The organism is Shewanella seohaensis (genome assembly GCF_023283775.1).
Classification (GTDB): Bacteria; Pseudomonadota; Gammaproteobacteria; order Enterobacterales; family Shewanellaceae; genus Shewanella; species Shewanella seohaensis.
Window position 1 is genome coordinate 449,311 of record NZ_JAKILE010000001.1, and the last position, 23,920, is coordinate 473,230.

Annotated in this window: 30 protein-coding genes; 14 read left to right on the forward strand and 16 right to left on the reverse strand. The window is 48.4% G+C overall.

From position 1 onward, the window contains the following. Positions 1-49 precede the first annotated feature (49 nt). The 4 genes from L2713_RS01930 to zapE form a co-directional block, all read right to left on the reverse strand. The gene (locus L2713_RS01930) at positions 50-238 is read right to left on the reverse strand and encodes a DUF2065 domain-containing protein (RefSeq protein ID WP_011715861.1); all 189 of its coding nucleotides are present in this window, start codon (positions 236-238) and stop codon (positions 50-52) included. 113 nt (positions 239-351) lie between these two features. Continuing rightward, positions 352-744, reverse strand: a complete 393-nt coding sequence (rpsI, locus tag L2713_RS01935) for a 30S ribosomal protein S9 (protein ID WP_006083052.1) — start codon at positions 742-744, stop codon at positions 352-354. A 14-nt stretch (positions 745-758) separates the two neighbouring features. Then, positions 759-1,187 carry a 50S ribosomal protein L13 gene (rplM, locus tag L2713_RS01940; RefSeq protein WP_011073682.1) on the reverse strand — a complete coding sequence of 143 codons (429 nt, stop codon included), beginning with the start codon at positions 1,185-1,187 and terminating at the stop codon, positions 759-761. Positions 1,188-1,483: 296 nt separating this feature from the next. Next, positions 1,484-2,596: a cell division protein ZapE gene (zapE, locus tag L2713_RS01945; protein WP_248966701.1), complete on the reverse strand. Its 1,113-nt coding sequence runs from the start codon at positions 2,594-2,596 to the stop codon at positions 1,484-1,486. Between the two features lie 455 nt (positions 2,597-3,051). Here zapE and degQ point away from each other — a divergent pair, with 455 nt between their 5' ends. Beyond that, complete coding sequence (gene degQ, locus L2713_RS01950) at positions 3,052-4,404, forward strand: Do family serine endopeptidase DegQ (protein WP_011624007.1); 1,353 nt, start codon at positions 3,052-3,054, stop codon at positions 4,402-4,404. A gap of 125 nt (positions 4,405-4,529) precedes the next feature. Beyond that, positions 4,530-5,612 carry an outer membrane-stress sensor serine endopeptidase DegS gene (degS, locus tag L2713_RS01955; protein ID WP_144346023.1) on the forward strand — a complete coding sequence of 361 codons (1,083 nt, stop codon included), beginning with the start codon at positions 4,530-4,532 and terminating at the stop codon, positions 5,610-5,612. 162 nt (positions 5,613-5,774) lie between these two features. Here degS and L2713_RS01960 read toward each other — a convergent pair whose 3' ends face one another. From L2713_RS01960 to L2713_RS01970, 3 genes are read right to left on the reverse strand one after another with little or no spacing between them, the layout of a single operon-like run. Continuing rightward, positions 5,775-6,215, reverse strand: a complete 441-nt coding sequence (locus L2713_RS01960) for a PaaI family thioesterase (RefSeq protein ID WP_248966702.1) — start codon at positions 6,213-6,215, stop codon at positions 5,775-5,777. A 33-nt stretch (positions 6,216-6,248) separates the two neighbouring features. Beyond that, positions 6,249-6,653 carry a hypothetical protein gene (locus L2713_RS01965; RefSeq protein ID WP_248966703.1) on the reverse strand — a complete coding sequence of 135 codons (405 nt, stop codon included), beginning with the start codon at positions 6,651-6,653 and terminating at the stop codon, positions 6,249-6,251. Beyond that, positions 6,650-7,510: an alpha/beta hydrolase family protein gene (locus L2713_RS01970; RefSeq protein ID WP_248966704.1), complete on the reverse strand. Its 861-nt coding sequence runs from the start codon at positions 7,508-7,510 to the stop codon at positions 6,650-6,652. The genes L2713_RS01965 and L2713_RS01970 overlap by 4 nt, the downstream gene beginning before the upstream one ends. Positions 7,511-7,590: 80 nt before the next feature. Here L2713_RS01970 and L2713_RS01975 point away from each other — a divergent pair, with 80 nt between their 5' ends. Next, positions 7,591-8,169, forward strand: a complete 579-nt coding sequence (locus L2713_RS01975; RefSeq protein ID WP_248966705.1) for a TetR/AcrR family transcriptional regulator — start codon at positions 7,591-7,593, stop codon at positions 8,167-8,169. A gap of 94 nt (positions 8,170-8,263) precedes the next feature. Here L2713_RS01975 and murA read toward each other — a convergent pair whose 3' ends face one another. The 7 genes from murA to mlaF are packed head-to-tail and all read right to left on the reverse strand — an operon-like array spanning position 8,264 to position 12,887. Next, positions 8,264-9,523 (reverse strand): UDP-N-acetylglucosamine 1-carboxyvinyltransferase, encoded by a 1,260-nt coding sequence (murA, locus tag L2713_RS01980; protein WP_248966706.1) that lies wholly within the window; start codon positions 9,521-9,523, stop codon positions 8,264-8,266. Between the two features lie 12 nt (positions 9,524-9,535). Then, positions 9,536-9,787, reverse strand: a complete 252-nt coding sequence (locus L2713_RS01985; protein WP_011621481.1) for a BolA family protein — start codon at positions 9,785-9,787, stop codon at positions 9,536-9,538. 16 nt (positions 9,788-9,803) lie between these two features. Beyond that, positions 9,804-10,088 carry an STAS domain-containing protein gene (locus tag L2713_RS01990; RefSeq protein ID WP_248966707.1) on the reverse strand — a complete coding sequence of 95 codons (285 nt, stop codon included), beginning with the start codon at positions 10,086-10,088 and terminating at the stop codon, positions 9,804-9,806. Positions 10,089-10,093: 5 nt separating this feature from the next. After that, the gene (locus tag L2713_RS01995; protein WP_089068473.1) at positions 10,094-10,747 is read right to left on the reverse strand and encodes an MlaC/ttg2D family ABC transporter substrate-binding protein; all 654 of its coding nucleotides are present in this window, start codon (positions 10,745-10,747) and stop codon (positions 10,094-10,096) included. 11 nt (positions 10,748-10,758) lie between these two features. Next, positions 10,759-11,232, reverse strand: coding sequence for an outer membrane lipid asymmetry maintenance protein MlaD (gene mlaD, locus L2713_RS02000; RefSeq protein WP_011715852.1), 474 nt, complete (start codon positions 11,230-11,232; stop codon positions 10,759-10,761). A 54-nt stretch (positions 11,233-11,286) separates the two neighbouring features. Further along, positions 11,287-12,072 carry a lipid asymmetry maintenance ABC transporter permease subunit MlaE gene (gene mlaE, locus L2713_RS02005; RefSeq protein WP_023268675.1) on the reverse strand — a complete coding sequence of 262 codons (786 nt, stop codon included), beginning with the start codon at positions 12,070-12,072 and terminating at the stop codon, positions 11,287-11,289. Beyond that, positions 12,069-12,887 carry a phospholipid ABC transporter ATP-binding protein MlaF gene (mlaF, locus tag L2713_RS02010; protein ID WP_011715850.1) on the reverse strand — a complete coding sequence of 273 codons (819 nt, stop codon included), beginning with the start codon at positions 12,885-12,887 and terminating at the stop codon, positions 12,069-12,071. The genes mlaE and mlaF overlap by 4 nt, the downstream gene beginning before the upstream one ends. A gap of 561 nt (positions 12,888-13,448) precedes the next feature. Between mlaF and L2713_RS02015 the strand changes: the two genes are divergently transcribed. From L2713_RS02015 to mgtE, 11 genes are all read left to right on the forward strand, one after another. Next, positions 13,449-14,426, forward strand: a complete 978-nt coding sequence (locus tag L2713_RS02015; RefSeq protein WP_011715849.1) for a KpsF/GutQ family sugar-phosphate isomerase — start codon at positions 13,449-13,451, stop codon at positions 14,424-14,426. Then, positions 14,426-14,977 carry a 3-deoxy-manno-octulosonate-8-phosphatase KdsC gene (gene kdsC, locus L2713_RS02020; RefSeq protein WP_023268678.1) on the forward strand — a complete coding sequence of 184 codons (552 nt, stop codon included), beginning with the start codon at positions 14,426-14,428 and terminating at the stop codon, positions 14,975-14,977. Before L2713_RS02015 ends, kdsC begins: the two co-directional genes overlap by 1 nt. Continuing rightward, a complete protein-coding gene (gene lptC / locus L2713_RS02025; RefSeq protein WP_011715847.1) occupies positions 14,974-15,534 on the forward strand; it encodes an LPS export ABC transporter periplasmic protein LptC in 561 nt (186 codons plus the stop codon). The genes kdsC and lptC overlap by 4 nt, the downstream gene beginning before the upstream one ends. After that, positions 15,521-16,072, forward strand: coding sequence for a lipopolysaccharide transport periplasmic protein LptA (gene lptA, locus L2713_RS02030; RefSeq protein ID WP_248966708.1), 552 nt, complete (start codon positions 15,521-15,523; stop codon positions 16,070-16,072). Before lptC ends, lptA begins: the two co-directional genes overlap by 14 nt. After that, a complete protein-coding gene (gene lptB, locus L2713_RS02035; protein WP_248966709.1) occupies positions 16,069-16,800 on the forward strand; it encodes an LPS export ABC transporter ATP-binding protein in 732 nt (243 codons plus the stop codon). Before lptA ends, lptB begins: the two co-directional genes overlap by 4 nt. A 106-nt stretch (positions 16,801-16,906) precedes the next feature. Beyond that, positions 16,907-18,382 carry an RNA polymerase factor sigma-54 gene (locus tag L2713_RS02040; RefSeq protein ID WP_088211739.1) on the forward strand — a complete coding sequence of 492 codons (1,476 nt, stop codon included), beginning with the start codon at positions 16,907-16,909 and terminating at the stop codon, positions 18,380-18,382. A 28-nt stretch (positions 18,383-18,410) separates the two neighbouring features. Then, positions 18,411-18,698 carry a ribosome hibernation promoting factor gene (gene hpf / locus L2713_RS02045; protein ID WP_007650503.1) on the forward strand — a complete coding sequence of 96 codons (288 nt, stop codon included), beginning with the start codon at positions 18,411-18,413 and terminating at the stop codon, positions 18,696-18,698. 2 nt (positions 18,699-18,700) lie between these two features. Then, positions 18,701-19,144 carry a PTS IIA-like nitrogen regulatory protein PtsN gene (ptsN, locus tag L2713_RS02050; protein ID WP_011621469.1) on the forward strand — a complete coding sequence of 148 codons (444 nt, stop codon included), beginning with the start codon at positions 18,701-18,703 and terminating at the stop codon, positions 19,142-19,144. Beyond that, positions 19,141-19,995 carry an RNase adapter RapZ gene (rapZ, locus tag L2713_RS02055; protein WP_011073702.1) on the forward strand — a complete coding sequence of 285 codons (855 nt, stop codon included), beginning with the start codon at positions 19,141-19,143 and terminating at the stop codon, positions 19,993-19,995. The genes ptsN and rapZ overlap by 4 nt, the downstream gene beginning before the upstream one ends. After that, positions 19,982-20,257, forward strand: coding sequence for an HPr family phosphocarrier protein (locus L2713_RS02060; RefSeq protein ID WP_011621467.1), 276 nt, complete (start codon positions 19,982-19,984; stop codon positions 20,255-20,257). Before rapZ ends, L2713_RS02060 begins: the two co-directional genes overlap by 14 nt. A 210-nt stretch (positions 20,258-20,467) precedes the next feature. After that, the gene (gene mgtE, locus L2713_RS02065; RefSeq protein ID WP_011627202.1) at positions 20,468-21,832 is read left to right on the forward strand and encodes a magnesium transporter; all 1,365 of its coding nucleotides are present in this window, start codon (positions 20,468-20,470) and stop codon (positions 21,830-21,832) included. Between the two features lie 70 nt (positions 21,833-21,902). On the opposite strand, the gene L2713_RS02070 is transcribed toward mgtE, so the two are convergent. After that, complete coding sequence (locus L2713_RS02070) at positions 21,903-22,730, reverse strand: molybdate ABC transporter substrate-binding protein (RefSeq protein WP_248966710.1); 828 nt, start codon at positions 22,728-22,730, stop codon at positions 21,903-21,905. A 239-nt stretch (positions 22,731-22,969) separates the two neighbouring features. Further along, entirely contained in the window at positions 22,970-23,662 is a 693-nt protein-coding gene (locus L2713_RS02075) for a YiaD family glycine zipper/OmpA-like lipoprotein (RefSeq protein WP_011621464.1), read from the reverse strand. Positions 23,663-23,920 lie beyond the last annotated feature (258 nt).

Below are 23,920 nucleotides of genomic sequence, written 5' to 3' on the forward strand. Positions count from 1 at the left end.
TGGTTAAAAAAGAATTCTAACAGATTTTAAACCGCAAGTGGTAAGGCATTTATGAAAAAATAATCAAAATGACCAGCCCAGCTGTGACTAAAGAACCGCCAATCCGGCGTAAAACTTGCTGATTTTGATGGGAAAGCTCGTTTAAATATCGGCGCCATTTATTGGGGAATAACAAAGGCCCCACGCCCTCTAAAATCAGCACCAATGCCACGGCCAGCATAAATAACTGTAAGCTCATCTTCCCCTCTCTTCGAACAGTCAGCAAAAAACACTTTCATTAACGCGAGCATAGCCAATTTTAGGCAATAAAAAACCCAGCATAAGCTGGGTTTTTTGAGATTCCAAAACGTATTAACGCTTAGAGAATTGTGGCTTACGACGTGCTTTACGTAGACCCACTTTCTTACGCTCAACTTTACGAGCGTCACGGGTTACGAAACCAGCAGAACGTAATGATGGACGCAGAGCTTCATCTAATTGCATCAGAGCACGAGTGATACCGTGACGGATTGCGCCTGCTTGGCCAGTGATACCACCGCCCTTAACAGTTACATAGATGTCCAGCTTGTCAGTCATTTCAACTAGTTCTAATGGTTGACGAACAACCATACGAGCAGTTTCACGACCAAAGTATTGGTCCAAAGGACGTTGATTTACAACGATGTTGCCACTACCAGCTTTAGCGAATACGCGTGCTGTAGAGGTTTTGCGACGGCCAGTGCCGTAGTACTGAGTTGCAGCCATTTGCTTAATCCCGTTTAGATATCAAGAACTTGAGGTTGTTGTGCAGCGTGGTTATGTTCTGCGCCAGCGTAAACTTTCAGTTTACGGAACATGGCACGGCCCAGAGGACCTTTTGGTAACATACCCTTAACTGCTTTCTCGATGATCATTTCTGGCTTATGAGCTTGCAGCTTTTCAAAGCTGATTTGCTTAATGCCACCAGGGAAGCCTGAGTGCGAGTAGTACGTCTTGCCTTGCGCTTTGTTACCAGTAACAGTAACTTTCTCAGCGTTGATAACGATGATGTAATCACCAGTGTCAACGTGAGGAGTGTATTCAGGCTTGTGCTTACCGCGTAAACGCAGAGCGATTTCGGTAGCGATACGACCTAAAGTTTTGCCGTCAGCATCAACGACGAACCAGTCACGAGTTACAGTTTCTGGTGTAGCAGTAAAAGTCTTCATTATTACAAAAACCCAAAGTTAATTTCTGTCTCACATGTTGCCTACAATGGTAAACAACACAAAATTGCCTTTCAGTACCCCTTCGAGTACTTAACTCGGCGTACAACTTCCACCTAGTTTGGTGGAGTAACGTGGGCAGGTGGCGGATTATAGACAAACGTGAGTTAAAAATCACCTGATTTTTTGACAAAAATCATAAAAAATCGATCTGTGAGGCTGATTTTCACTGGGATGGATGGGTCACAGGAGGTTTGCGCAAAAAACGCGCTAACCTCCGATAAAGCTCACTCGCTAACTTATGGTAAATGTTCTGATTTTAAGTAATCGTGGGATTGCATTTCGATTAAGCGAGAGCGGCAGCGTCTAAATTCAAAACTCAATAAGCCATCGGTGTAAATCTCTTCTAGCGGCACCTGCGCGGAAACGATCAACTTAACGTTGCGCTCGTAAAACTCATCCACCATGGCCAAGAAACGTCTGGCGATATCATCACCCGTTAAAAACGCGCCCATTTGTTCGATGCCACTCACCAACACAGTATGATAAATCCGCGCCAGCTCCATATAATCCCGCTGACTACGGGGACCATCGCATAAGGCCCTGAAATCCGCGAGCAACACGCCTTGCGCCTGTTGACGTATGCTGATTGCTCGCCCTTCAATCTCAATCGCGTCGGTTGATACTTCGGCCTCGGGGGCTAACTGACGGAAATAACGCAGCAAGTTAGTATCGGCTTCTTCATCGAGTGGATGGTGATAAATCTCGGCCTGCTCCAGTGTGCGTAGACGATAGTCGATGCCCGAATCCACATTGAGTACTTCACAATGCTGATTGATCAAGGCGATCGCGGGAAGGAATCGCGCCCGTTGCAATCCGTTTTTATACAAATCATCGGGAATGATGTTTGAGGTAGCGACTAATACCACACCTTCTTTAAAGAGGGCTTGGAATAAGGTGCCAAGTAACATGGCATCAGTGATATCAGAGACAAAAAATTCATCAAAACAAATGACTCGGTATTTAGCCGCCATTTGTTTGGCTATCACTAACAAAGGATCGCGCGTACCTTTGAGCGCATCCAGATCCAAATGCAGTTGATGCATAAAGCGGTGAAAGTGCGCCCTTAATTTTTGATTACCTGGCAGCGCATCAAAAAAAGTGTCCATCAAATAGGTTTTGCCGCGACCGACACCGCCCCAAAGATACAATCCCTTAGGCGCGACAGGTGCAGACTTAAGGCCAAAGGAGGTCAGTAACTTGCCTAAGAGTGAGCTTGGCGCTTCGGCAGCGGTTAAATCCTCGTAGACGCGTTGCAGCGCCTTTACGGCCATTTCCTGCGCGGGATCATGGGAAAAACCATCACGAGTAAGATCTTTTTGGTAATGCTGCCAAGGGCTTAACTGGGGCACGTTATAATTCTCTTTTATCCTTTGGAAAAACTGCGTCGATATTACCACGGCCTCTCACACAGGGCATATATTTATCCCCCAACAAGCTAAGGATGCTGGATTCCATTTTTAGGCACTCGATGACGGAAAAGCCAAATTGGGCACGAAAGGATAAAAACTTATTTAGAAAGCGCTATGCTGTTAACTTATTTCACTCGACGATTGAAACATTTTAAGACTTGAAAAAGGCCTTAAAAGCCCACAGGTTTCACTTAAGTTACAGCCCATAAAATGCTGATAAAATAACCGTTAAGATATTAACCTTTGTTAATATTGATGAACTTTTTCAATGAGGTGCGTGTCCGAATGGTTACCTAGGCAAATAGCCGGTACCGATACAGATTCGATCTGGTGCGGACACAACTCACGACGCATTACATCCAGATCCTTGATCCCTTATTTGGAGTTATGAATAGATGAAAACGAAACTATCTGTACTTTCAGCCGCAATGTTAGCCGCAACTCTGACAATGATGCCCGCTGTCTCACAGGCCGCTATTCCGCAATCTGTTGAGGGTCAATCCATTCCAAGTCTTGCGCCTATGTTAGAGCGCACGACGCCCGCCGTGGTTTCCGTGGCGGTATCTGGCACGCACGTCTCCAAACAACGTGTACCCGATGTGTTCCGTTATTTCTTCGGCCCCAATGCACCGCAGGAACAAGTACAAGAGCGTCCTTTTAGAGGCTTAGGCTCAGGTGTGATTATCGACGCAGATAAAGGTTATATCGTCACCAACAACCATGTGATCGACGGTGCCGATGATATCCAAGTCGGTCTGCACGATGGTCGTGAAGTCAAAGCCAAGCTGATTGGTACCGACTCAGAGTCCGACATTGCCTTGCTGCAAATTGAAGCGAAAAATCTAGTCGCAATCAAAACCTCAGATTCTGATGAACTACGTGTGGGTGACTTTGCCGTCGCTATCGGTAACCCCTTTGGTTTAGGCCAAACCGTCACCTCAGGGATTGTCAGCGCCCTAGGTCGCAGCGGTTTAGGCATTGAAATGCTTGAAAACTTTATCCAAACCGACGCGGCGATTAACAGCGGTAACTCGGGCGGCGCGCTGGTTAACCTGAAAGGTGAGCTGATCGGTATTAACACCGCCATCGTAGCGCCAGGCGGTGGTAACGTGGGTATCGGTTTTGCGATCCCTGCCAATATGGTGAAAAACCTCGTGGCACAAATTGCCGAGCACGGTGAAGTTCGCCGTGGCGTGCTCGGGATCTCTGGCCGCGACTTAGATAGCCAACTCGCCCAAGGTTTTGGTCTAGATACCCAGCACGGTGGTTTTGTGAATGAAGTCACCGCGGGCAGCGCCGCTGAAAAAGCCGGCATCAAGGCGGGTGATATTATCGTCAGCGTCGATGGCCGTGCGATTAAATCCTTCCAAGAGCTGCGAGCCAAAGTCGCGACTATGGGCGCGGGTGCCAAGGTTGAACTAGGACTTATCCGCGATGGCGATAAGAAAACCGTGAATGTCACCTTAGGTGAAGCAAGCCAAACCACTGAAAAAGCTGCAGGTGCTGTGCACCCCATGCTACAAGGCGCCTCGCTAGAAAACGCTTCGAAAGGGGTGGAAATTACTGAGGTGGCCCAAGGCTCGCCAGCGGCAATGAGCGGCTTACAAAAAGGCGATGTGATTGTCGGCATTAACCGTTCGGCGGTGAAAGATCTGAAATCACTCAAGGAGCAGCTCAAAGATCAAGAAGGCGCTGTCGCCCTGAAGATCCTCCGTGGTAAGAGCTTGTTGTACTTAGTGCTGCGTTAATCGGTACGCCGCCCTGATCTTTATCCCATTATCAGATGCGGATCAGCATAGGGAACGCGGGTTCCCTATGCTTTGACTTGTTAAACATGTTAATCTAACTCACCTTTTTTAATACTTAGCCTGCCATGACAATAAAAGAAACCCTGTTATATCTCGGTAAAGCCGTGCTCTTCGGCCTTATCATGGCGGCCATGTTTTTGTTAGTTACACACTACTTCGACAATAAGAATCTCGGCAGCTCGTTACTGCAAAACCGGGGGAACAACACGGTCGAACTCTCCTTTGCTAAGGCCGTACGCCGCGCCGCCCCTGCCGTAGTCAATATTTATAGCTTAAGTATCGATCAGAGCCGTCCGCTAAACTCTGGCTCCCTCCAAGGCCTAGGCTCAGGGGTGATCATGAGTAAAGAAGGCTATATTCTCACGAATTATCATGTCATTAAAAAAGCCGATGAAATTGTAGTCGCCCTACAAGATGGCCGCAAATTCACCTCGGAAGTCGTAGGTTTTGATCCCGAAACCGATCTTTCAGTGCTTAAGATCGAAGGCGATAATCTTCCTACTGTGCCTGTCAATCTAGACAGCCCACCGCAGGTTGGTGATGTGGTATTAGCCATTGGTAACCCTTATAACCTCGGCCAAACTATTACCCAAGGCATTATCAGCGCCACGGGTCGTAACGGCTTGAGTTCGGGTTATTTAGACTTTTTACAGACAGATGCCGCGATTAACGCCGGTAACTCAGGCGGCGCCTTAATCGACACTAATGGTAGCCTGATTGGTATCAACACCGCCGCCTTCCAAGTGGGCGGCGAAGGTGGCGGCCACGGCATTAACTTCGCGATCCCAATTAAACTGGCCCACAGCATTATGGGTAAACTGATTAAAAATGGTCGAGTGATCCGTGGTGCCTTAGGGATCTCTGGCGAACCGATTAACCCAGTTGTGGCACAAATCCTCAACCTGCCCGATTTACGTGGTGTATTAGTTACTGGTGTCGATCCTAATGGTCCAGCGGCACGAGCGCAGCTACAACCAAGGGATGTAATCATCAAATACGGCGACGAAGATGTGCCTGGGGTCGAAATGCTGATGGATAGAATTGCCGAGACCACACCCGGCAAGAAAATCATGATGACGGTTATTCGCCAAGGTAAACAGCAGGAACTACCCGTTATTATCGATGAAAAAGTCGTCGTCGATAATTAAGCTCAGTAACTGACTTTGTTAATCACAGAATGAGGCATGTAAAACCTCATTCTGAGTCATCCCCAAATCACCTATTACCTTATCACTCAAATGGCAGAGCTATTTATCTCGCACTGCGATTTTTCACTGACTTTGCTCAAACAGTGACTCTTGTTATCGCTTTTAGAGGTTTGGTCTCTTGATAAAACAAGTGGCAGAACCGCTCGCAAGTAGCTTACCTTCGCTGTTACGGATCGTACCTTCAGCAATGCCCAGCGAGCGAGAAATATGTGTCACTTTCGCTTCAGCAATAAGCTGCTCATTCATGGGGACAGGTCTCATCATTTTAACGGCTAAATCCACAGTCCCGTAACTAACACCGGCTTCTAGCAGGCTATGTACAGCGCATCCGGTGACAGAATCCAATATCGTTGCAGCAAACCCTCCGTGTACACCTCCCATCGGATTACAATGTTGTTCCGTTGCACAGCAACCCAATACAACCGCGCCGGGGCTCACTTGAAGATTAAACATGCCCATAGTGTCAAAAATCGTTGGAGGTGGTATGTCGCCGTTGATGATAGCGCTTAAATGTTCCAATCCGCTGAGATGAGAGATACTCAATTTTTATCCTTGTAATAAATAATGCAGAGTGAATTAACGAGCAACAATACGAAGCGAATTTTTATAAAGCAGCAAGATGTAACCAATTAATATGCATCCCATTATTGCTTCTAAAGCGATAAACAAATGGATTTTCATCGCAATGCTATTTATCGGAGCATAGTTGTAATGCCCAAGCGTAAGTATGTTGCATACCCCGTAAACGATAAGAATTGCGGCGCCTGTATGATGATGCCCTTTTTTAATCACGTAAAATCCTAACGGCGCCAGAGGTGTCATAACAAACCAAAAGAGATCAACAAGTTTAGGATTTAACCAGTTTGGTTCAGGGTAATGGGCAAAAAATAGTATGTTGTCGACGTAATGCAGAACACTACTCAAAAACGTAGCTATCAGTATCCATTTGAGGGGAATTAACCACGGTCTCGATGTGCTCATATTGCTTTATTTTCCTTATTAATCGCCGTGAACCAATCTAAACTGGCTTGCCATAAAGGAGCCGCGTTTTTACGGAAGTACCCCATATGCCCAATCTTGCCGCCTAAGATCTTTGGTGAGAGATCAAGACGGGTTAATGGCGCATTACTGTAGTGCTGAATAAATGCATCTCGCGATTCAGGCATAGCCCAAAGATCATCAAGCGCATTGGCTGCAACCATAGGGGTCTGTACCGATTGGAAGAGTTTTTCAATTCCATCCATGGTGGGATCGTCAAAAAAGTAATGACGAAAACGACACCAGTGCCGCCATTGTTTAAACACGTTTTTTGGCAGATCTTCGCCCATTCCCAATAGGTTCCAAGCGCAGTATCCCTTCCACCATGTCAGGATCGGCAGAACGATATTCCACATCGTTAGTACTTTAGCTTGTTCAAACAAGGGCATATAACCATGCCACCCCGCGCCTGTACCAAATATATAAGCACCTGTGACTTTTTGATGATTTGGCAGTAAACCAAATGCATGACCACCATAGGAATGGCCAACAATAAAAAGTGGGGCGTCATCTTTACTCATAAACTGGACTGCGGCAGCGAGATCTTGTTTACCCCAGTCGAGAAGGTTCATTTCAAAACCCTCTAGCGTTTCAGGTTTGGATTGCCCTATTCCACGGTAATCAAAGGTTAATGTTTCAAATCCTTGTTCACTTGCAAATTGAGCAAAGCGGCGATAAAACGCCTGCGGCACACCAGTAGCCCCCGCAACAATGACTCGACCTTGAATGGCCTTTTCTGTGCAAAACAGCTGGCCACGGAGTAAATAATGATCTTCCGTGTAAAACGATGTTGAGATCATAGCGCTCACTAATTATAACGAGTGTCTTAATGTGTTTTTGATGCTAGCCTATAACAACTGTTATAACAAGTGGGATTTTCATGGGCACAATCTCTAATGAGGGTCGTCAGCGGGTCATTGAAGCCGCCGCAATCATGCTTGCTTCAAGCGGTTTACGGGCCATAAGCATTCGTGAAGTGGTCAAGTTTTCAGGTACTCCGTTAGGTTCCGCGTATCACAACTTCCCCGGTGGAAAACAGCAGATAATTACTGAAGCCATTATTTGGGCAGGCGCTCAAGCATCTACGCAACTCAGTGCTTGTCTTGAAAAAGATCGAAACAACGGCATTAATTTGTTTTTATCGCTGTGGCGCCAACGTCTTGTTGGTTCACAATATCGTCATGGCTGTCCGATTGTTGCAGCAGCGATAGAACTGCCAGAAGAGGATGAAGCTTCAGAAATAAAAGCGGCAGTGGCACGAGTATTCAGTGATTGGCAATCATTATTAGCTCAACACTTTGAGTCATTAGGTCACACAAAGACCTCAGCCAATGCCATGGCACTTAGCATTATTGCCTGCATTGAAGGCGCTGTTGTGATGTGTCGGGGATACCAAAGCATTGAACCCTTCGATGCAATTTTGGAATGTATCCCTAAATTAGTTGAGAAAACGCTCTAACCGACTCTTATTCCCCAGTCTTTTCAGCTGAATGAATATAATAAAAAACCAGCACTTGGCTGGTTTTTTATTGGGAGCGAATCCTAAGCAAATGTTATTGCACACGCTCTACATGCGCGCCTAATCCTTGGAACTTCTGCTCGATATGCTCATAACCGCGGTCTAAGTGATAGATGCGATCGACGATGGTTTTGCCATCGGCAACTAAGCCTGCGATCACTAAACTTGCTGAAGCGCGTAAATCGGTCGCCATCACCTGCGCACCACTCAAAGACTCAATGCCTTGGATGATGCAGGTATTGCCTTCAAGCTCCATGTTCGCGCCCATACGGATAAGTTCTGGCACGTGCATAAAGCGGTTTTCGAAGATGGTTTCGGTAATGGTCGCCGTGCCCAGGGCTAATACGTTGAGCACGCAGAACTGCGCCTGCATATCGGTTGGAAAACCTGGGTATGGCGCCGTCTTGATATTTACCGCTTTTGGACGTTTACCTTCCATGTCGAGCTCAATCCAATCTTCACCTGTGGTGATCTTGGCGCCCGCATCTTCAAGTTTCGCGATAACAGACTCTAACGAAGCAGGATCGGCCTTTAAGCAACGGATACTACCACGGGTCACAGCAGCAGCAACAAGGAAGGAACCGGTTTCGATACGGTCTGGCATCACGCGATACTCACAGCCCTGTAGACGCTCAACGCCTTGAATACGCAGTGTGGCACTGCCCACACCTGTGATCTTCGCGCCCATGGCAATCAAACAGTTAGCCAAGTCGATCACTTCTGGTTCACGGGCCGCGTTTTCAATCACGGTTTCGCCATCGGCAAGTGCCGCGGCCATCAACAGGTTTTCAGTCGCGCCCACGCTCACCATGTCCATAAAAATATGGGCGCCCTTTAAGCGACCATCGACACGGGCCTTGATATAACCTTCTTTCACTTCAATCTTGGCGCCCATCATTTCGAGGCCATGTAAGTGAAGGTTTACTGGACGGGCGCCAATGGCGCAGCCACCGGGTAATGACACATCTGCGGTGCCATAACGGGCTAATAACGGGCCAAGGATCAGAATCGAGGCACGCATGGTCTTAACGAGATCGTAAGGTGCGCAAAACTCGTTGAGGTTCTTGGTCGAAATACGGATTTGACCATTGCCTAATTCATCCACATCGGCGCCTAGGCAGCGCAGCAATTTACAGCTGGTGCTCACATCGCGCAAATTGGGGACATTCGACACAATAAAATCAGTCTCGGCTAACACGCCTGCCATCAGAATCGGCAGCGCAGCGTTTTTAGCGCCGGAAATAATCACATCACCAGCAAGCGGAGGGCTTGCTTGAATCGCTAATTTATCCACTTTTCCTCACTACTAGCTGTTGAAAATTTTCTCGCGTTTCCATTGGGTCGGCGTGAAAGTTTTAATCGTTAATGCATGTAACTCACCGCTGGCGATATAGCTCATCAGGGGTGCATAAATGGCTTGTTGTTGTTTTACACGGCTCATGCCGTCAAAACATTCACCGACCGCGATCACTTTGTAGTGGCTGCCATCGGAGCTGGCGTGCACTTCATCGAGTGCTAACGCGTCACGTAAAATCTGTTCTATTAAGCTGCATTCCATGAAATTCGGTACCTTTTCAATTCGCTTCTTCGGTGAAGAAGGACTGTAAATCATATAAATCGATTAATTTTTTTAGCTGATCCGACGCTGAGCATAGCTGTAGTGGCGTGCCATGCTCGCGTACTAACGCCAGCAAAAAAGCCACGCCAGCACTGTCGCTGTATTCCAGCTCAGTGAGCGACAAGATTTGGGTTTCTTGGCTTAACAGGCTTTGCCTTTGCGGCCATAACGCGGCCACTTGTTCCTGTGATAAACGCCCTTTTAGGTGGCAAATTTTACCCTGTTGCACAAATTCAACCACGGCGCTTACTTCCCTGCTTTAGGCTGTTTAGTCACTTTGTCTTTGGTGCGCTCTTCCAGCATCTTGATCACGGCATCAATCCCCTGTTGGCGGATAAGATTCGAGATTTCAGATTGCTTAGAGGACAGCAAACTCACGCCTTCGGCAACTAAGTCAAACGCCTTCCATGAGTCATCCTTGAGGCGACGAACTTTAAACAACAGCTTAATCGGCGGACGACCCGCTTCGATAATCTGTACGTTTACGTCGACAATCTTCTCATTGCTGAAATCACTACCGGGAGAAAACTCCACTTTTTGGTTAGTGTATTCGGTAAAAGCTTGGGCATAGGTTGAGACCAGGTAACCTTCGAAGGCATCGACGAAGCGATTGCGCTGATCTTCGGTCGACTCTTTTAAATACTGGCCTAACACTTTGTATGAAGCGTATTTATAGTCGATGTAAGGCATCAACTCTTCACGCACGATCACCTTGAGGTGATCCGCATCGGCATCGATCAAGGCTTTATCTTGATGAAAGCGGTCGAAGGTTTTGTTGGCAACGGATTTGACCATGGCGTACGGATCCATAGTGTTAATCGTGGCATCATCCGCCAGTGCGGTCGTTGCAGTAAATATCCATACTAACGGCAGTAAAAAGCGCGATAAGCGTTTCAACATAGCGGTAACCCCTATTTATCCTTTGAACCCATACTATATAAGAACTGACCAATCAGATCTTCTAACACTAATGCGGAGCGAGTATCGTCAATCTTGTCGCCATCTTTCAGCATACTCACGTCATCATCGACAAAGCCCGGTGTTAATCCGAGGAACTGCTCACCGAGTAAACCTGAAGTTAAAATAGCTAAGCTACTGGTTTCAGGGAACTTATCAAAACGCTTGTCCATCACAATCGTCACCACAGCCACTAGTTTGACTGGGTCTAAATCAATCTTACTCACGCGGCCAACCACGACCCCGCCGACCTTGACCGGAGAGCGTACCTTCAAGCCACCGATATTGGTGAAGTTGGCGGTGAGGGTATAGCTGCTGTCGCTGGTCTGCACTTCGATATTGGCGACTTTAAACACCAACACCAAAAAGGCCGCTAAGCCCGTTAAGAGAAACATACCCACTAATAATTCAATTTTTCGTGTCAACATGCTCAGTTACCACTCTGTTAATCCGTCTATCTGTATCCTTGGCGCTGCAATCCGTTAGCGGCCAAACATCAGGGCTGTTAGTAAAAAGTCCAATGCCAGTACGGCTAGGCTCGATTGCACCACGGTAGAGGTGGTTGCACGGCTGATCCCTTCAGGATTAGGCACCACTTGATAGCCGCGATATAAGGCTATCCAAGTCACCACCACAGCAAAGACGCCGCTCTTAATCAGGCAATTCACTATGTCTTGGCGCCATTCGACCGAGGCTTGCAGAATCGACCAGAAAGCCCCGCCATCGATACCTTTCCATTCCACGCCCACTAAATGGCCGCCATAAATGCCTACCGCAGTAAACATCAGCGCCAACAGTGGCATGCTGATCACCCCCGCCCAAAAACGTGGCGCAATGATTTGCCTGAGCGGGTCAATCGCCATCATCTCTAAGCTGGATAACTGCTCGGTACTCTTCATCAGACCGATTTCGGCGGTCAGTGCCGAACCTGCGCGGCCCGCAAATAATAGCGCTGTGACTACAGGACCGAGTTCACGCAGTAAGCTCAGTGCCACCATGGGGCCTAAGCTCTCTTCAGTACCGAAACCGACTAAGATGTTGTAGCCCTGCAGCGCCAACACCATGCCGATAAACAGGCCAGAGACCACAATAATGACCATAGATTGTACGCCGACCACATAGATTTGGCGCACTAATAATGGAAAACCTTTACGCACCCGAGGCCAGCGAAAAATCGCGCCCCAGAGCATCAGGCCAGCACGGCCAAAACCGAGCACTAACTCGATAGCGCTGCGGCCGAGGTCGGCAATACTGTCGAATAACTTCACTTGCCAGCTCCTTTAGCCATTAATTCTTGCTGATAATCCTTCGCCGGATAGTGGAAAGGCACTGGGCCGTCGGGCGCGCCTTGAATAAACTGTTTGAGCTGCGGATTATCAGCATGCTTTAACTCCTCAGGCGTGCCATGGGCGATCACTCTTTTATCAGCCACCACATACACATAATCTGCAATTCCGAGCACTTCATCCACATCGTGGGACACCACGATCGAGGTCAGATTCAGCGCATCGGAGAGTTCGCGGATAAGCTTCACCAGCACGCCCATGGAAATCGGGTCTTGTCCGGCAAAGGGCTCATCGTACATCACCATTTCAGGCTCAAGGGCGATCGCCCGAGCAAGGGCGGCACGGCGCTGCATCCCACCGGATAACTCACTTGGCATCATCTGCGCGGCGCCGCGCAGGCCAACGGCTTCGAGTTTCATCAATACAATTGAGCGAATAATCTCTTCAGGCAAACCCGAATGCTCACGCAGCGCAAAGGCGACGTTATCGAAGACGTTGATATCGGTGAATAAGGCGCCACTTTGAAACAACATGCTCATGCGCTTACGCAGTTCGAATAATTGGCTACGACTCGCGGCATGCACATCCTGACCATCGAACAACACTTGGCCGCTATCGGGCGTTAATTGGCCACCGATAAGCTTGAGCAAAGTGGTTTTACCTATACCGCTGGGGCCCATAATGGCGGTCACTTTGCCCCGAGGGATAGACAAGCTAATATCTTCATATATGACACGCTGGCCACGGCTGAAGCCCAAATGACGGATCTCAACCAACGGCGTTTGTTCTTGAGTCATGCTTGATTCCGATATTTGAAAAGAGGTGGCCTACGCTTCCTGCCCAGACCAATCGAAGAGCCGCAAATTGTACGTAATTGCGCTTTAACCTACAACAGAATCGACACTATCGTCCTGCGATACTTTCAATTTGCCTCATTTCCAGCGAGAATGCGCCCTAAGTTTTCGCTCTGTGAAGCTAAAGTGTTACTTAATGTTTTCATCCTTGTTGATTAATCAGCAGGATTGTTTAGTTAAGGCTAATAAGATAAGCGAAATAACACTGAACTAGGCAAGACAACTTAACTCAAAAGCCATATTGAATGTCAAACTGGTTATCATGGCGGCCATAGCAATAAAAGTGGCAGCACAAAACAACCAAGACGATGATTTTGCTCAAGGCATTCAATCGCTAAACAGGTTATCCTGCCCTATTGCCGCAAACCCTATAGGCAAGGGCAGAACAATAAGACGCTACTCCGAGTAAGAAGCCGTTAATTTTATCATCTTTATCGCGTACCAAATTGTGCTATTCCAATCCCAGAACGGGGCGACAAAGACAATGCAAGAAGAGAGATAGACATGGTAGACCAATCACAATTGCGCCAGTGGGGCTGTAAAGTCATCGATATTGAAAAATCGGCCCTCGATAATCTTTATCAATATGTCGATTCCGTTGAATTTGCCCAAGCCTGCGAGTTAATTCTCAACTGCACCGGCAAAGTGATAGTGATGGGGATGGGGAAATCAGGCCACATTGGCAATAAAATCTCGGCCACCCTCGCCAGCACAGGCACCCCAGCGTTTTTTGTCCATCCAGGCGAAGCCAGCCATGGTGACCTAGGCGTGCTCTCGGACAATGATGTGATTCTTGCGATTTCAAACTCGGGCGAATCGAGCGAAATCCTCGCGCTGATGCCAGTTATCCAACGTAAAGCCATCCCTGTGATTGCCATGACAGGCAAGCCAGAATCCACTATGGCGCGTCTATCTAAAATTCATTTATGTATTGAAGTACCAGAGGAAGCCTGCCCGCTTGGGCTTGCGCCAACCTCAAGCACCACTGCAACCTTAGTCATGGGCGATGCCATCGCCATCGCGCTGCTGCAAGCCAAAGGCTTTACCCGGGAAGATTTCGCCATGTCCCATCCGGGCGGCGCCTTAGGTCGTAAGCTGCTGCTTAAAGTCAGCAACGTGATGCACAGCGGCGATGATTTACCACTGGTTAAACACGATATCTGCATCACCGATGCCCTGTATGAGATCTCCAAGAAAGGCCTTGGCATGACCGCGGTTATCGATGAGCAAAACAAACTCGTGGGTATCTTTACCGACGGCGACCTGCGCCGCGTTATCGATGCCCAAGTCAACCTACGCACCACGCCGATTGCCGATGTGATGACGCGAAACTGTGTCACAATTACTGAAAACGTTTTAGCGGCGCAGGCGCTGCAAGTGATGGATTCCAAAAATATCAACGGTCTGATAGTGATAGATAAAGAACATCATCCTGTCGGAGCCCTCAATATGCTCGATATGGTTAAAGCGGGAGTGATTTAATGCCACAGCAAGGTTTTTATGGCCCCATCAGCGACGATGTTTGGCAAAGGGCGCAAAAAATTAAACTGCTGATCTGCGATGTGGACGGGGTGTTTTCCGACGGCCGCATTTATTTGAGCAACTCAGGGGAAGAACTCAAAGCCTTCCACACCCGTGATGGTTATGGCGTGCGCTCATTATTGACCAGTGGTTTTAATCTGGCCGTGATAACAGGTCGCCAGTCTAAAATTGTCGAAAACCGCATGACGGCTCTGGGTGTGACGCATATTTATCAGGGCGTGGATAATAAATTCGTTCCCTATGAAGAGCTGCTGTCACTCTACAATGTCACCCCAGAAGAAGTCGCCTATATCGGTGATGATATTGTCGACTTGCCGGTGATGAATGTGGTCGGCTTGGCCGTCTGTGTTGCCGATGGTCATCCCTATGTCCGTCAACATGCCCATTTTGTGACTCACTTGAATGGTGGACATGGTGCACTCAGGGAACTCACGGATCTGCTCTTGCTGAGTCAAAACAAGTTCACTTCCGCCCATGGGATGAGCATATGAGTCGTGTGACCCTCGCCATTATCGCCTTTTTTGGTACTGCGCTGGTGCTATATTGGCAAGTGCAGCAAAAACGCGGTGGCGATACGGATGACAGCTTGAACGTCAGTGACAGACCCGATTACATTATCGAAGATCTGCGCAGCATTGAGTTTAATGAGCAAGGGCAAGTTAACAGTCGCGTCACGGCAAAGCACATGGAACACTATGAGCTAAAAAACCAAACCGACTTTACTGAGCCCGTCTATCTTGTCTATCCCGACCAAGGTAAAGCAAAATGGCAGATCCGAGCCGACCAAGGTCGACTCAACAAAGATACCGGCAAGGTTGTATTAGAAAATAATGTTATTATCGATGCCATCAGCCCTGGTGAACCCATACAGACATTGTCCACCAGTTTTTTAGAACTCGATCTCAACACTATGATAATGACCTCTGACCGCATCATTTACGTCACAGGGAAAGATTTTAATATTCAAGGGCAAGGCCTTTATGCCGACCTTAACGCGCAGGAAGTGCAATTGACCAGTCAGGTAGTAGGAACCTATGAAGCAAAATAACATATTACTTGCCGGCCTAATGCTAATCACCAGCATGAGCGCCTTCGCCAAGGTTGGTGACTTACAGCAAGAAGTGAAAATTAAAGCCGTTAGCCAAACTGCGGACATTAAAAACAACCAGATCATTTTCTTCGGTCCGGTTGAAGTCACCCAAGGCTCGATTAAAATCCATGCAGATCAACTACGTGCATTTTCTGCCGAAGGGGAAAACAGCAAGATTTTAGTGGCAACCGGTAATCCTGCGACTTATAGCCAGATCCTCGACGATGGACGCCCAGCTTCGGCGAGCGCGAAAGAAATTCGCTACGAAATGGCGACCCGCACCCTAACTTTGACGGGCTCAGCGAGCCTAGATCAAGCGGGTAGCCAAGTGACGGGTAACCTCATCCGTTACGATATTATTCAGCAAAAATTGATCGCTGAGAGTACGGGTAGCGGTGATGATCGCGTGATTACCATTATTCAACCTGACAACTATCAGGAAGAGCTCAAGAACCAGCCCGCGGACAAACCTGTGAAAAAACAGGACTCTAAATGACCCAAATCACCTTAAAAGCACAGAATCTCGCTAAGAGTTATAAGAGTCGTCAGGTTGTGAAAGATGTCAGCCTGACGGTGAAAACGGGTCAAGTCGTCGGCCTACTCGGCCCAAACGGCGCGGGTAAAACCACCACCTTCTATATGGTCGTGGGCTTAGTCAAAAGCGATAAAGGCCATATCTTTATCGACGATGATGATTTAACCGCCGATCCCATGCACCTGCGCGCCCGCAAAGGTATTGGTTACCTGCCACAGGAAGCCAGTATCTTTCGCAAGCTGAGCGTGCACGACAATATCATGGCGGTACTGCAAACCCGTAAAGAGCTCAATCGCGATCAACGCGAAGAAGAGCTGGAACATCTGCTCGAAGAGTTCCATATCACCCATATTCGCGATAGCCAAGGCATGTCGTTATCGGGCGGTGAACGTCGCCGTGTCGAAATTGCCCGCGCTTTAGCGGCCAATCCTAAGTTTATTCTGCTCGATGAACCCTTCGCCGGTGTCGACCCGATTTCGGTTATCGATATCAAGAAAATCATCGAACAACTCAAGAGCCGAGGCCTTGGGGTACTGATCACAGACCACAATGTGCGCGAGACCTTAGACGTCTGTGAACATGCCTACATTGTTAGTCACGGAAACCTGATTGCCGAAGGAACTCCCGCAGAGATCTTAGACAATCAGCAAGTTAGGGCTGTGTACTTAGGTGAACAATTCAGGCTATAGTTACTTAAACAGAGCCAATTAGCCTTGGATTTTGGCTTAGTAAGCGCCATCAATATGATAACAAGCGGCCTAAATTCAAAATAATAACGTAGGGATCAGCGGTAACATGAAAGCGTCACTCCAGCTCAAACTGGGTCAACAGTTAACCATGACGCCACAACTTCAACAGGCCATTCGTCTGTTGCAATTGTCGTCATTGGAACTGCAGCAAGAGATCCAGCAAGCCTTAGACTCTAATCCTCTTCTCGAGCTGGAAGAGGAGCAATTCGACGCGCCTACCGAACGTAAGCAAGATATCGCCGATACCGACTTTAGCGAAACGACGGCCCAACCACAGGAACAAGACAATTCCACCGTGGACATTGCCGAGTCGTTGACCAAAGAATCTCTGCCCGAAGAACTGCCCATGGACACCACTTGGGATGAAGTCTTTACCGCCTCGCCAAACTCAGGTTCTGGTGCCAGCCGTGAAGATGACATGCCCTTCCAAGGGGAAACCAGTGAAGGCCTGTACGAACATTTAGAATGGCAGAAAAACCTCACGCCCTTCTCTGAAACCGACTTAGCCATCGCCACCGCGATTATTGATGCCATCGACGATCAAGGTTATCTCACTCAAAGTACTGAAGATATCCTCGAGGCCATGGGCAATCCAGAGATTGAACTGGATGAAGTCGAAGCCGTACTCAAGCGTATTCAACACTTCGATCCCGTTGGTGTCGCCGCAAGGGATTTAAGCGAATGTCTGCTTATCCAACTCTCCCATTTTTCGCCGGATACCCCACACCTCGAAAACGCCCGCATGTTGATCAAAGATCATTTAGATCTGATCGCTGCCCGCGACTTTAGGTTGTTGATGCGTAAGACCAAACTTAAAGAGGACGAGTTAAGGGACAGCATAGCGCTGATCCAAACCTTAAACCCTCGCCCCGGTTTGCTCATCACCCCTGTTGATGAAGAATATGTCATCCCCGATGTATCGGTGTCGAAGAAAAACGGTCGCTGGGTGGTCGAGTTAAATCCAGACTGCATGCCAAAAATCAATGTTAATCAGCAATATGCAGCCATGGCACGCAGCACCAAAAGCCAAGCCGATAGCCAATTTATCCGCGGGCATCTGCAAGAAGCCAAGTGGTTTATCAAAAGCCTTGAAAGCCGTAACGAAACACTGCTCAAAGTGGCAAACTGCATAGTGCAATATCAACAGGGCTTCTTCGAATACGGTGAAGAAGCCATGAAACCTATGGTCCTGAACGATATCGCCGAGGCGGTAGAAATGCATGAGTCCACCATTTCACGGGTGACCACACAAAAATACATGCATACCCCAAAGGGACTTTTTGAACTAAAATATTTCTTCTCAAGCCACGTCGGGACTGATGATGGCGGTGAGTGCTCATCCACGGCAATCAGAGCCTTCATTAAGAAACTGGTTGCAGCGGAAAACCAGAAAAAACCATTAAGCGACAGCAAGATGGCACAGCTTCTGGCAGAACAGGGAATTAACGTTGCGCGCAGAACCATTGCGAAGTACCGAGAAGCGATGCTTATTCCCCCTTCCAATCAGCGTAAAAGTTTATAGCCTAAAGTGGAAATCGGAGGACGTTTATATGCAAATAAACCTGAGTGGACACCATATCGAGATTACTGAATCGTTACGGGCTTATGTTGAGGAAAAGTTTTCAAAACTTGAACGTCATTTCGAACAGATCAATAATGTGCACGTTGTGCTCAATGTTGAGAAAATGCAACAAATTGCCGAAGCGAGAATCAACCTCACCGGTGGTGAAGTCTTCGCGACTTCAGAGCATGCAGATATGTATGCTGCCATAGACGTCCTGATAGACAAGCTTGATCGTCAGGTTATTAAACACAAAGAGAAGTTAACAAAACACTAGCAATGGAACTTCGTACCATACTGCGGCCGGAATGCACGACCTGCGCCACTCCGGGCAGTAAGAAAAAGGTACTGGAACTTATCAGCGACTTAGCCGCTGCCCAGTACCCCACCCTCTCATCTCAAGAGATCTTCGAAAGCCTAGTGGCGCGCGAAAAGATGGGGAGCACAGGTATAGGTAACGGCATCGCCATTCCACATGGTCGATTAACCGATATAACACAACCCATAGCCATATTGGTGAAATGTGAGGAGCCGATAGCCTTTGATGCTATCGATAAACAACCTGTCGACATTTTATTTGCGCTGCTGGTGCCTGCTGACCAATGTCAACAGCACTTAAGCACTTTGTCCTGCATGGCTGAAAAGCTCAGCGACAAACAAATATTGAAGCAATTGCGCAAGACGCATGATGAAACGGAACTCTATCAGGTAATCACTGGATGAAACTGGTCATAGTGTCAGGGCGCTCAGGCTCAGGCAAATCGGTCGCACTAAGAGTGCTTGAAGATCTCGGCTACTATTGTGTCGATAATCTTCCGTTGCCGCTGATTGGCAGCTTACTCGAACAGCTCAAGGGCAGTAACGATCTCGTCGCCATCAGCGTCGACGTGCGTAACCTGCCGGAGCAAGACAAGGTACTCGTCAAACAGCTCGCAAGCCTGCCAGAGGGCACTGAACTTACCAGCTTCTTCTTAAATTCCAGCGATAAAGTACTGTTAAAGCGCTACAGCGAGACTCGGCGCTTACATCCCTTATCTAAGAGCCGAGTATCACTGCAAGAAGCCATCAAACTTGAAGGAAAATTGCTCGAGCCCCTGTCACAGCAGATGGATCACTACATAGATACCTCGAATCTGAATATCTATGAACTCAGCGACCAAGTGCGGCAAATCCTGCTTGGCAGTGTCGATAAGGAACTGGTGATCAACTTCGAGTCCTTCGGTTTTAAGCATGGTATGCCAACCGAAGCCGACTTTATGTTTGATGTGCGCTTTTTACCCAATCCCCATTGGGAACCCGAGCTGCGCCCCCTAACCGGCTTAGATGAACCCGTTGCCGAGTTTTTAAATCGCCAGCCGCTGGTCAATAAGTTCATCTGGCAAATCGAGAATTTACTCGAGACTTGGTTACCTCACTTAGAGCGTAATAATCGCAGCTATCTGACCATCGCCATCGGCTGTACCGGCGGCCAACACAGATCGGTTTACGTGGCCGAACAGCTAGCTAAACGCTTTAGCAACGGCAAACACAAAGTGAATGCCCGCCACCGAGAGTTAAGCCATGCCAAAGCTTGAGCGCCAAATCACCATCTGCAATAAACTCGGTTTACATGCCCGCGCCGCGACAAAGCTCGTGGTGTTGGCCTCAGAGTTTGATGCCAGCATTACGCTGATCCAAGGTGAAAAACAGGCCTCTGCCGCCAGTGTTTTAGGACTACTCATGCTGGAAACCGGTATGGGTAAAACCATTACCCTGATTGCCGAAGGCCCAGATGCGGAGCCCGCTCTCAATGCCATTTGCGCGCTTATCGACGCTAAGTTCGACGAAGCCTGCTAATTGCCTCGACATCTCATCTCTATGCCCCCTACAGCTATTCAGTACCCTGTTTGGTTTTGATTTCAGCACCTTATACCAGTAAAACACATTTGTGACTCGACGCCCTCCCGTGCGCTCAATTACAATATACTGCTGCGCTTTGGCTTAAGTCCTTTGGCTTAAGTCCTCAACAGCCAAACGCCCCATCCACGTCGCCACCTTGGAGGAAACATGCCTGTAGAAGCCTCAGACAGTTTACAAGTCGAACAACGTCTCGACCAACTGAGCCATGCCCTCAATAGCGGTATGTTTGTGCATGTCAGGCAAATGCTGCAAAACATGGCGGCGTCGGATATCGCATTGATTCTAGAGTCCTCGCCCCCTAAAGCGCGGCAAGTGCTATGGCAACTTATCGATCAAGATCAGCTCGGGGATATTCTCGATGAACTCAGTGAAGAGTTAAAAGACCCGCTGATCCGCGCCATGAGCCCTGAACGGGTCGCCAAGGCTACCGCCAGTATGGATACGGACGATCTCGCTTATATCCTGCGAAGCTTGCCGGATACCGTCTATAAGCAAGTATTGCAGTCTATGAGCCTGCAAAACCGCCAGCGGGTCGAGCAAGCGCTCTCCTACCCCGATGAAACCGCGGGCAGCCTAATGAACACAGATACTGTGACCTTAAGGCCCGATGTAAATATCGATGTGGTACTGCGTTATTTGCGCCAACGGGGCAACCTGCCCGACACCACTGACACCTTATACGTGGTGGATAAGCACGATCGCGTACTCGGCGGGGTCAAACTTGCGGATCTGCTCACCTGCGATCCCAATACTCATATCAGCAGCATTATCGATACTGATATTGAGAGCATTCCCGTGGGCATGTCCGACAGCGAAGTAGCACAGCTGTTCGAGCGCCATGACTGGGTATCTGCGCCAGTGGTCGACAGTGAGGGCAAATTACTCGGGCGTATCACCATCGATGACGTGGTGGATGTTATCCGTGAAGACGCCGAGCACTCCATGATGGGGATGGCGGGGATGGACGATGATGAAGACACCTTCGCCCCTGTGGTAAAGAGTACTTTCCGCCGCTCACTCTGGCTGACGATTAACCTGTTTGCCGCCCTGCTGGCGGCCTCTGTCAGCAATATGTTTGAAGGCACAATCGAACAATTCGCCACGATTGCGATTTTAATGACGATTGTACCGAGCATGGGCGGGGTCGCGGGTAATCAAACCTTAGCCCTAGTGATCCGCGGGATTGCCTTAGGCCATATTGGCCAGAGCAATGCTCGCTGGCTGATTGGCAAAGAACTCGCCATTGGCTTTTTGAACGGCCTCATGTGGTCGATTTTGGTGTTTATCGCGGTATTAGTTTGGAAAGATGATATGGCGCTTGCCAGCCTGATTGGCGGCGCAATGCTCATCAATATGACAGTAGCAGGACTGGCTGGCGCCAGTATTCCGCTGATCTTAAAACGCTTGAAAGTGGATCCGGCGTTAGCGGGCGGTATGGTGCTCACCACTGTCACCGATGTCATTGGCCTGTTTGCCTTCTTAGGATTAGCGACCCTGTATTTAATGCACTAGTACTAAACCTGCTAAATCGAGCAACAAAAATGGCGCCATAGGGCGCCATTTTTAATGAGTCCATTAGACATTATTTTTTAGGCGGCTGAAAGCCATAGCCCGTTAAAATCGCCTGTCCCTCAGGGGATAAAATAAACTCGGCCAGAGGCGCGGCCGCACTATTGGCATCCTTCAACACCAATAGGCCATAGTCGGCGCCAACGGCTAACTCTGGCGGTAAATCGACAATCTTGAGGCTCGGCACTTCTTTTTGTGCCAGCACCGCATTGGTGCAATAGGTTAAGAACACATCCGCCTGCTTATTTTCCATCACCCAAGCATAGGGATTACGATCTTTGGGCGGTTTAGCACTCTCTGGCCCACCCGTTAGCTGCAATGCTTTGGTTTCTAATGTGGTTTTTGCATTGGCTTTTAAGGCCTCGGCTTTCGCAAATACAGCCCAAGCATAATCCCCCGCGGGATCCGCTTTTGGCGTTGACGTACCAAGCTTAATTTGCGGCGCGAGCAGGGTGTCTAATAAGTTCGCACTGGTGAGTGGTACATCCGCCTGGGCAATGGCACAGAGCTGGTTACGGGCAAACATTTGCACCTGTTGACCCGCTCCCGCATCGACTAAGGCCTGCGGATGTTTCATATTCGCCGAAGCGAAGATATCCACTCGCTCCCCCTCTTGGATCCGCTTGAGTAATAAGCCCGAAGGCGCATATTGCGCCGCGACTTTAGCGTCGGATTTCGCTTGATAAGCGGCAATAATATCGTTCATCGCCGCCTTTAAACTGCCTGCGGCCCTGAGTTCAATAGGGGTTGTCGCCTCAGCGCTCATTGGCGCGCCTTGTACCATTCCCGCCATTAATGTCGACCCTAAACTGATTGCTAACACTAAACCCTGTTTTGCCATGCTGTTATCTCCGTTTGCACAGGAAAATGTCCTAGTGCATACAAGACGGCAAAACCTTTAGCGGATCAAGTATTACCGCTGCTGGATAAATTCAAATCGGGACGATTGTGGCCAAGATCACTTAAGTCGTTTAGATGAATGGACAAATTGTCCCCGAATACAAATTGTTGCCTAATGCAAAGAGTCAGCGAGTGCAGAGAGTAAAAAGTCGCCCGTAGGCGACTCTTATTTTATGGAAATTATTGCCCCGTTGGGGTTAACACAATTTCCACCCGACGGTTTTGCGCGCGACCTGCGGCATTCGCATTCGATGCAATAGGACTCGCCTCGCCCATGCCCTTAGATTTAACACGAGCAGAAGCCACGCCTTTGCTCATCAGGTAGTTGCCCACTTCGCTAGCACGGACTTGTGATAAACGTAGGTTGTAAGAATCTGAGCCGCTGCTATCGGTGTAACCTAATACGTTCAGTTGAGTCTTGCTGTATTCCTTGGCCACCAGCGCCACTGAGTTAAGTACACGCTTTGCACCATCACTCAGCTCAGTTTGGTCGACACCAAAGGTCACTTCGTTTGGCATATTTAGAATAATATTGTCACCGTCGCGGGTCACACTCACGCCTGTCGAGGCCAGTTGTTGACGCAGTTTGGTTTCTTGCACATCCATGTAGTAACCAATCCCACCGCCGACGGCCGCGCCTGAGGCTGCACCAATTAAGGCACCTTTACCACGGTCGCTCTTGCTAGAGGACGCAACCCCAACAGCCGCGCCGGCAACCGCACCAATTAAGGCGCCCGTAGTTGCTTTTGCCGTTTGTTGCTCATTGGTATAGGGATTGACTGTAGAACAGCCAGACGCAATCAAGGCGCCTGTCACCACAACAATCGCAAGCTTAGATGCTGGCAGTGATTTGATCAGAGAAGGCTTCATCATTTATGACCTCATAACATGATTGATGATGGTATTTGCCCGCCAAAAGGCAAAGGGCGTGGCAAGTCGCCAAAGGACACCATAAAAAATCGCAGTATATAAGCATTCTCTTTTGAGACAATCTTTAATCGCTTCTTTGCTCAGTTTATGACTGATTCAATCGAAAACAACACTAAATGAAAACATCTTAAGATCATCTGCACAACATTTAGAGTAAAAGCACTGAAATAGTGCAAGCTGCACCGTTTCAGACATGGCTTA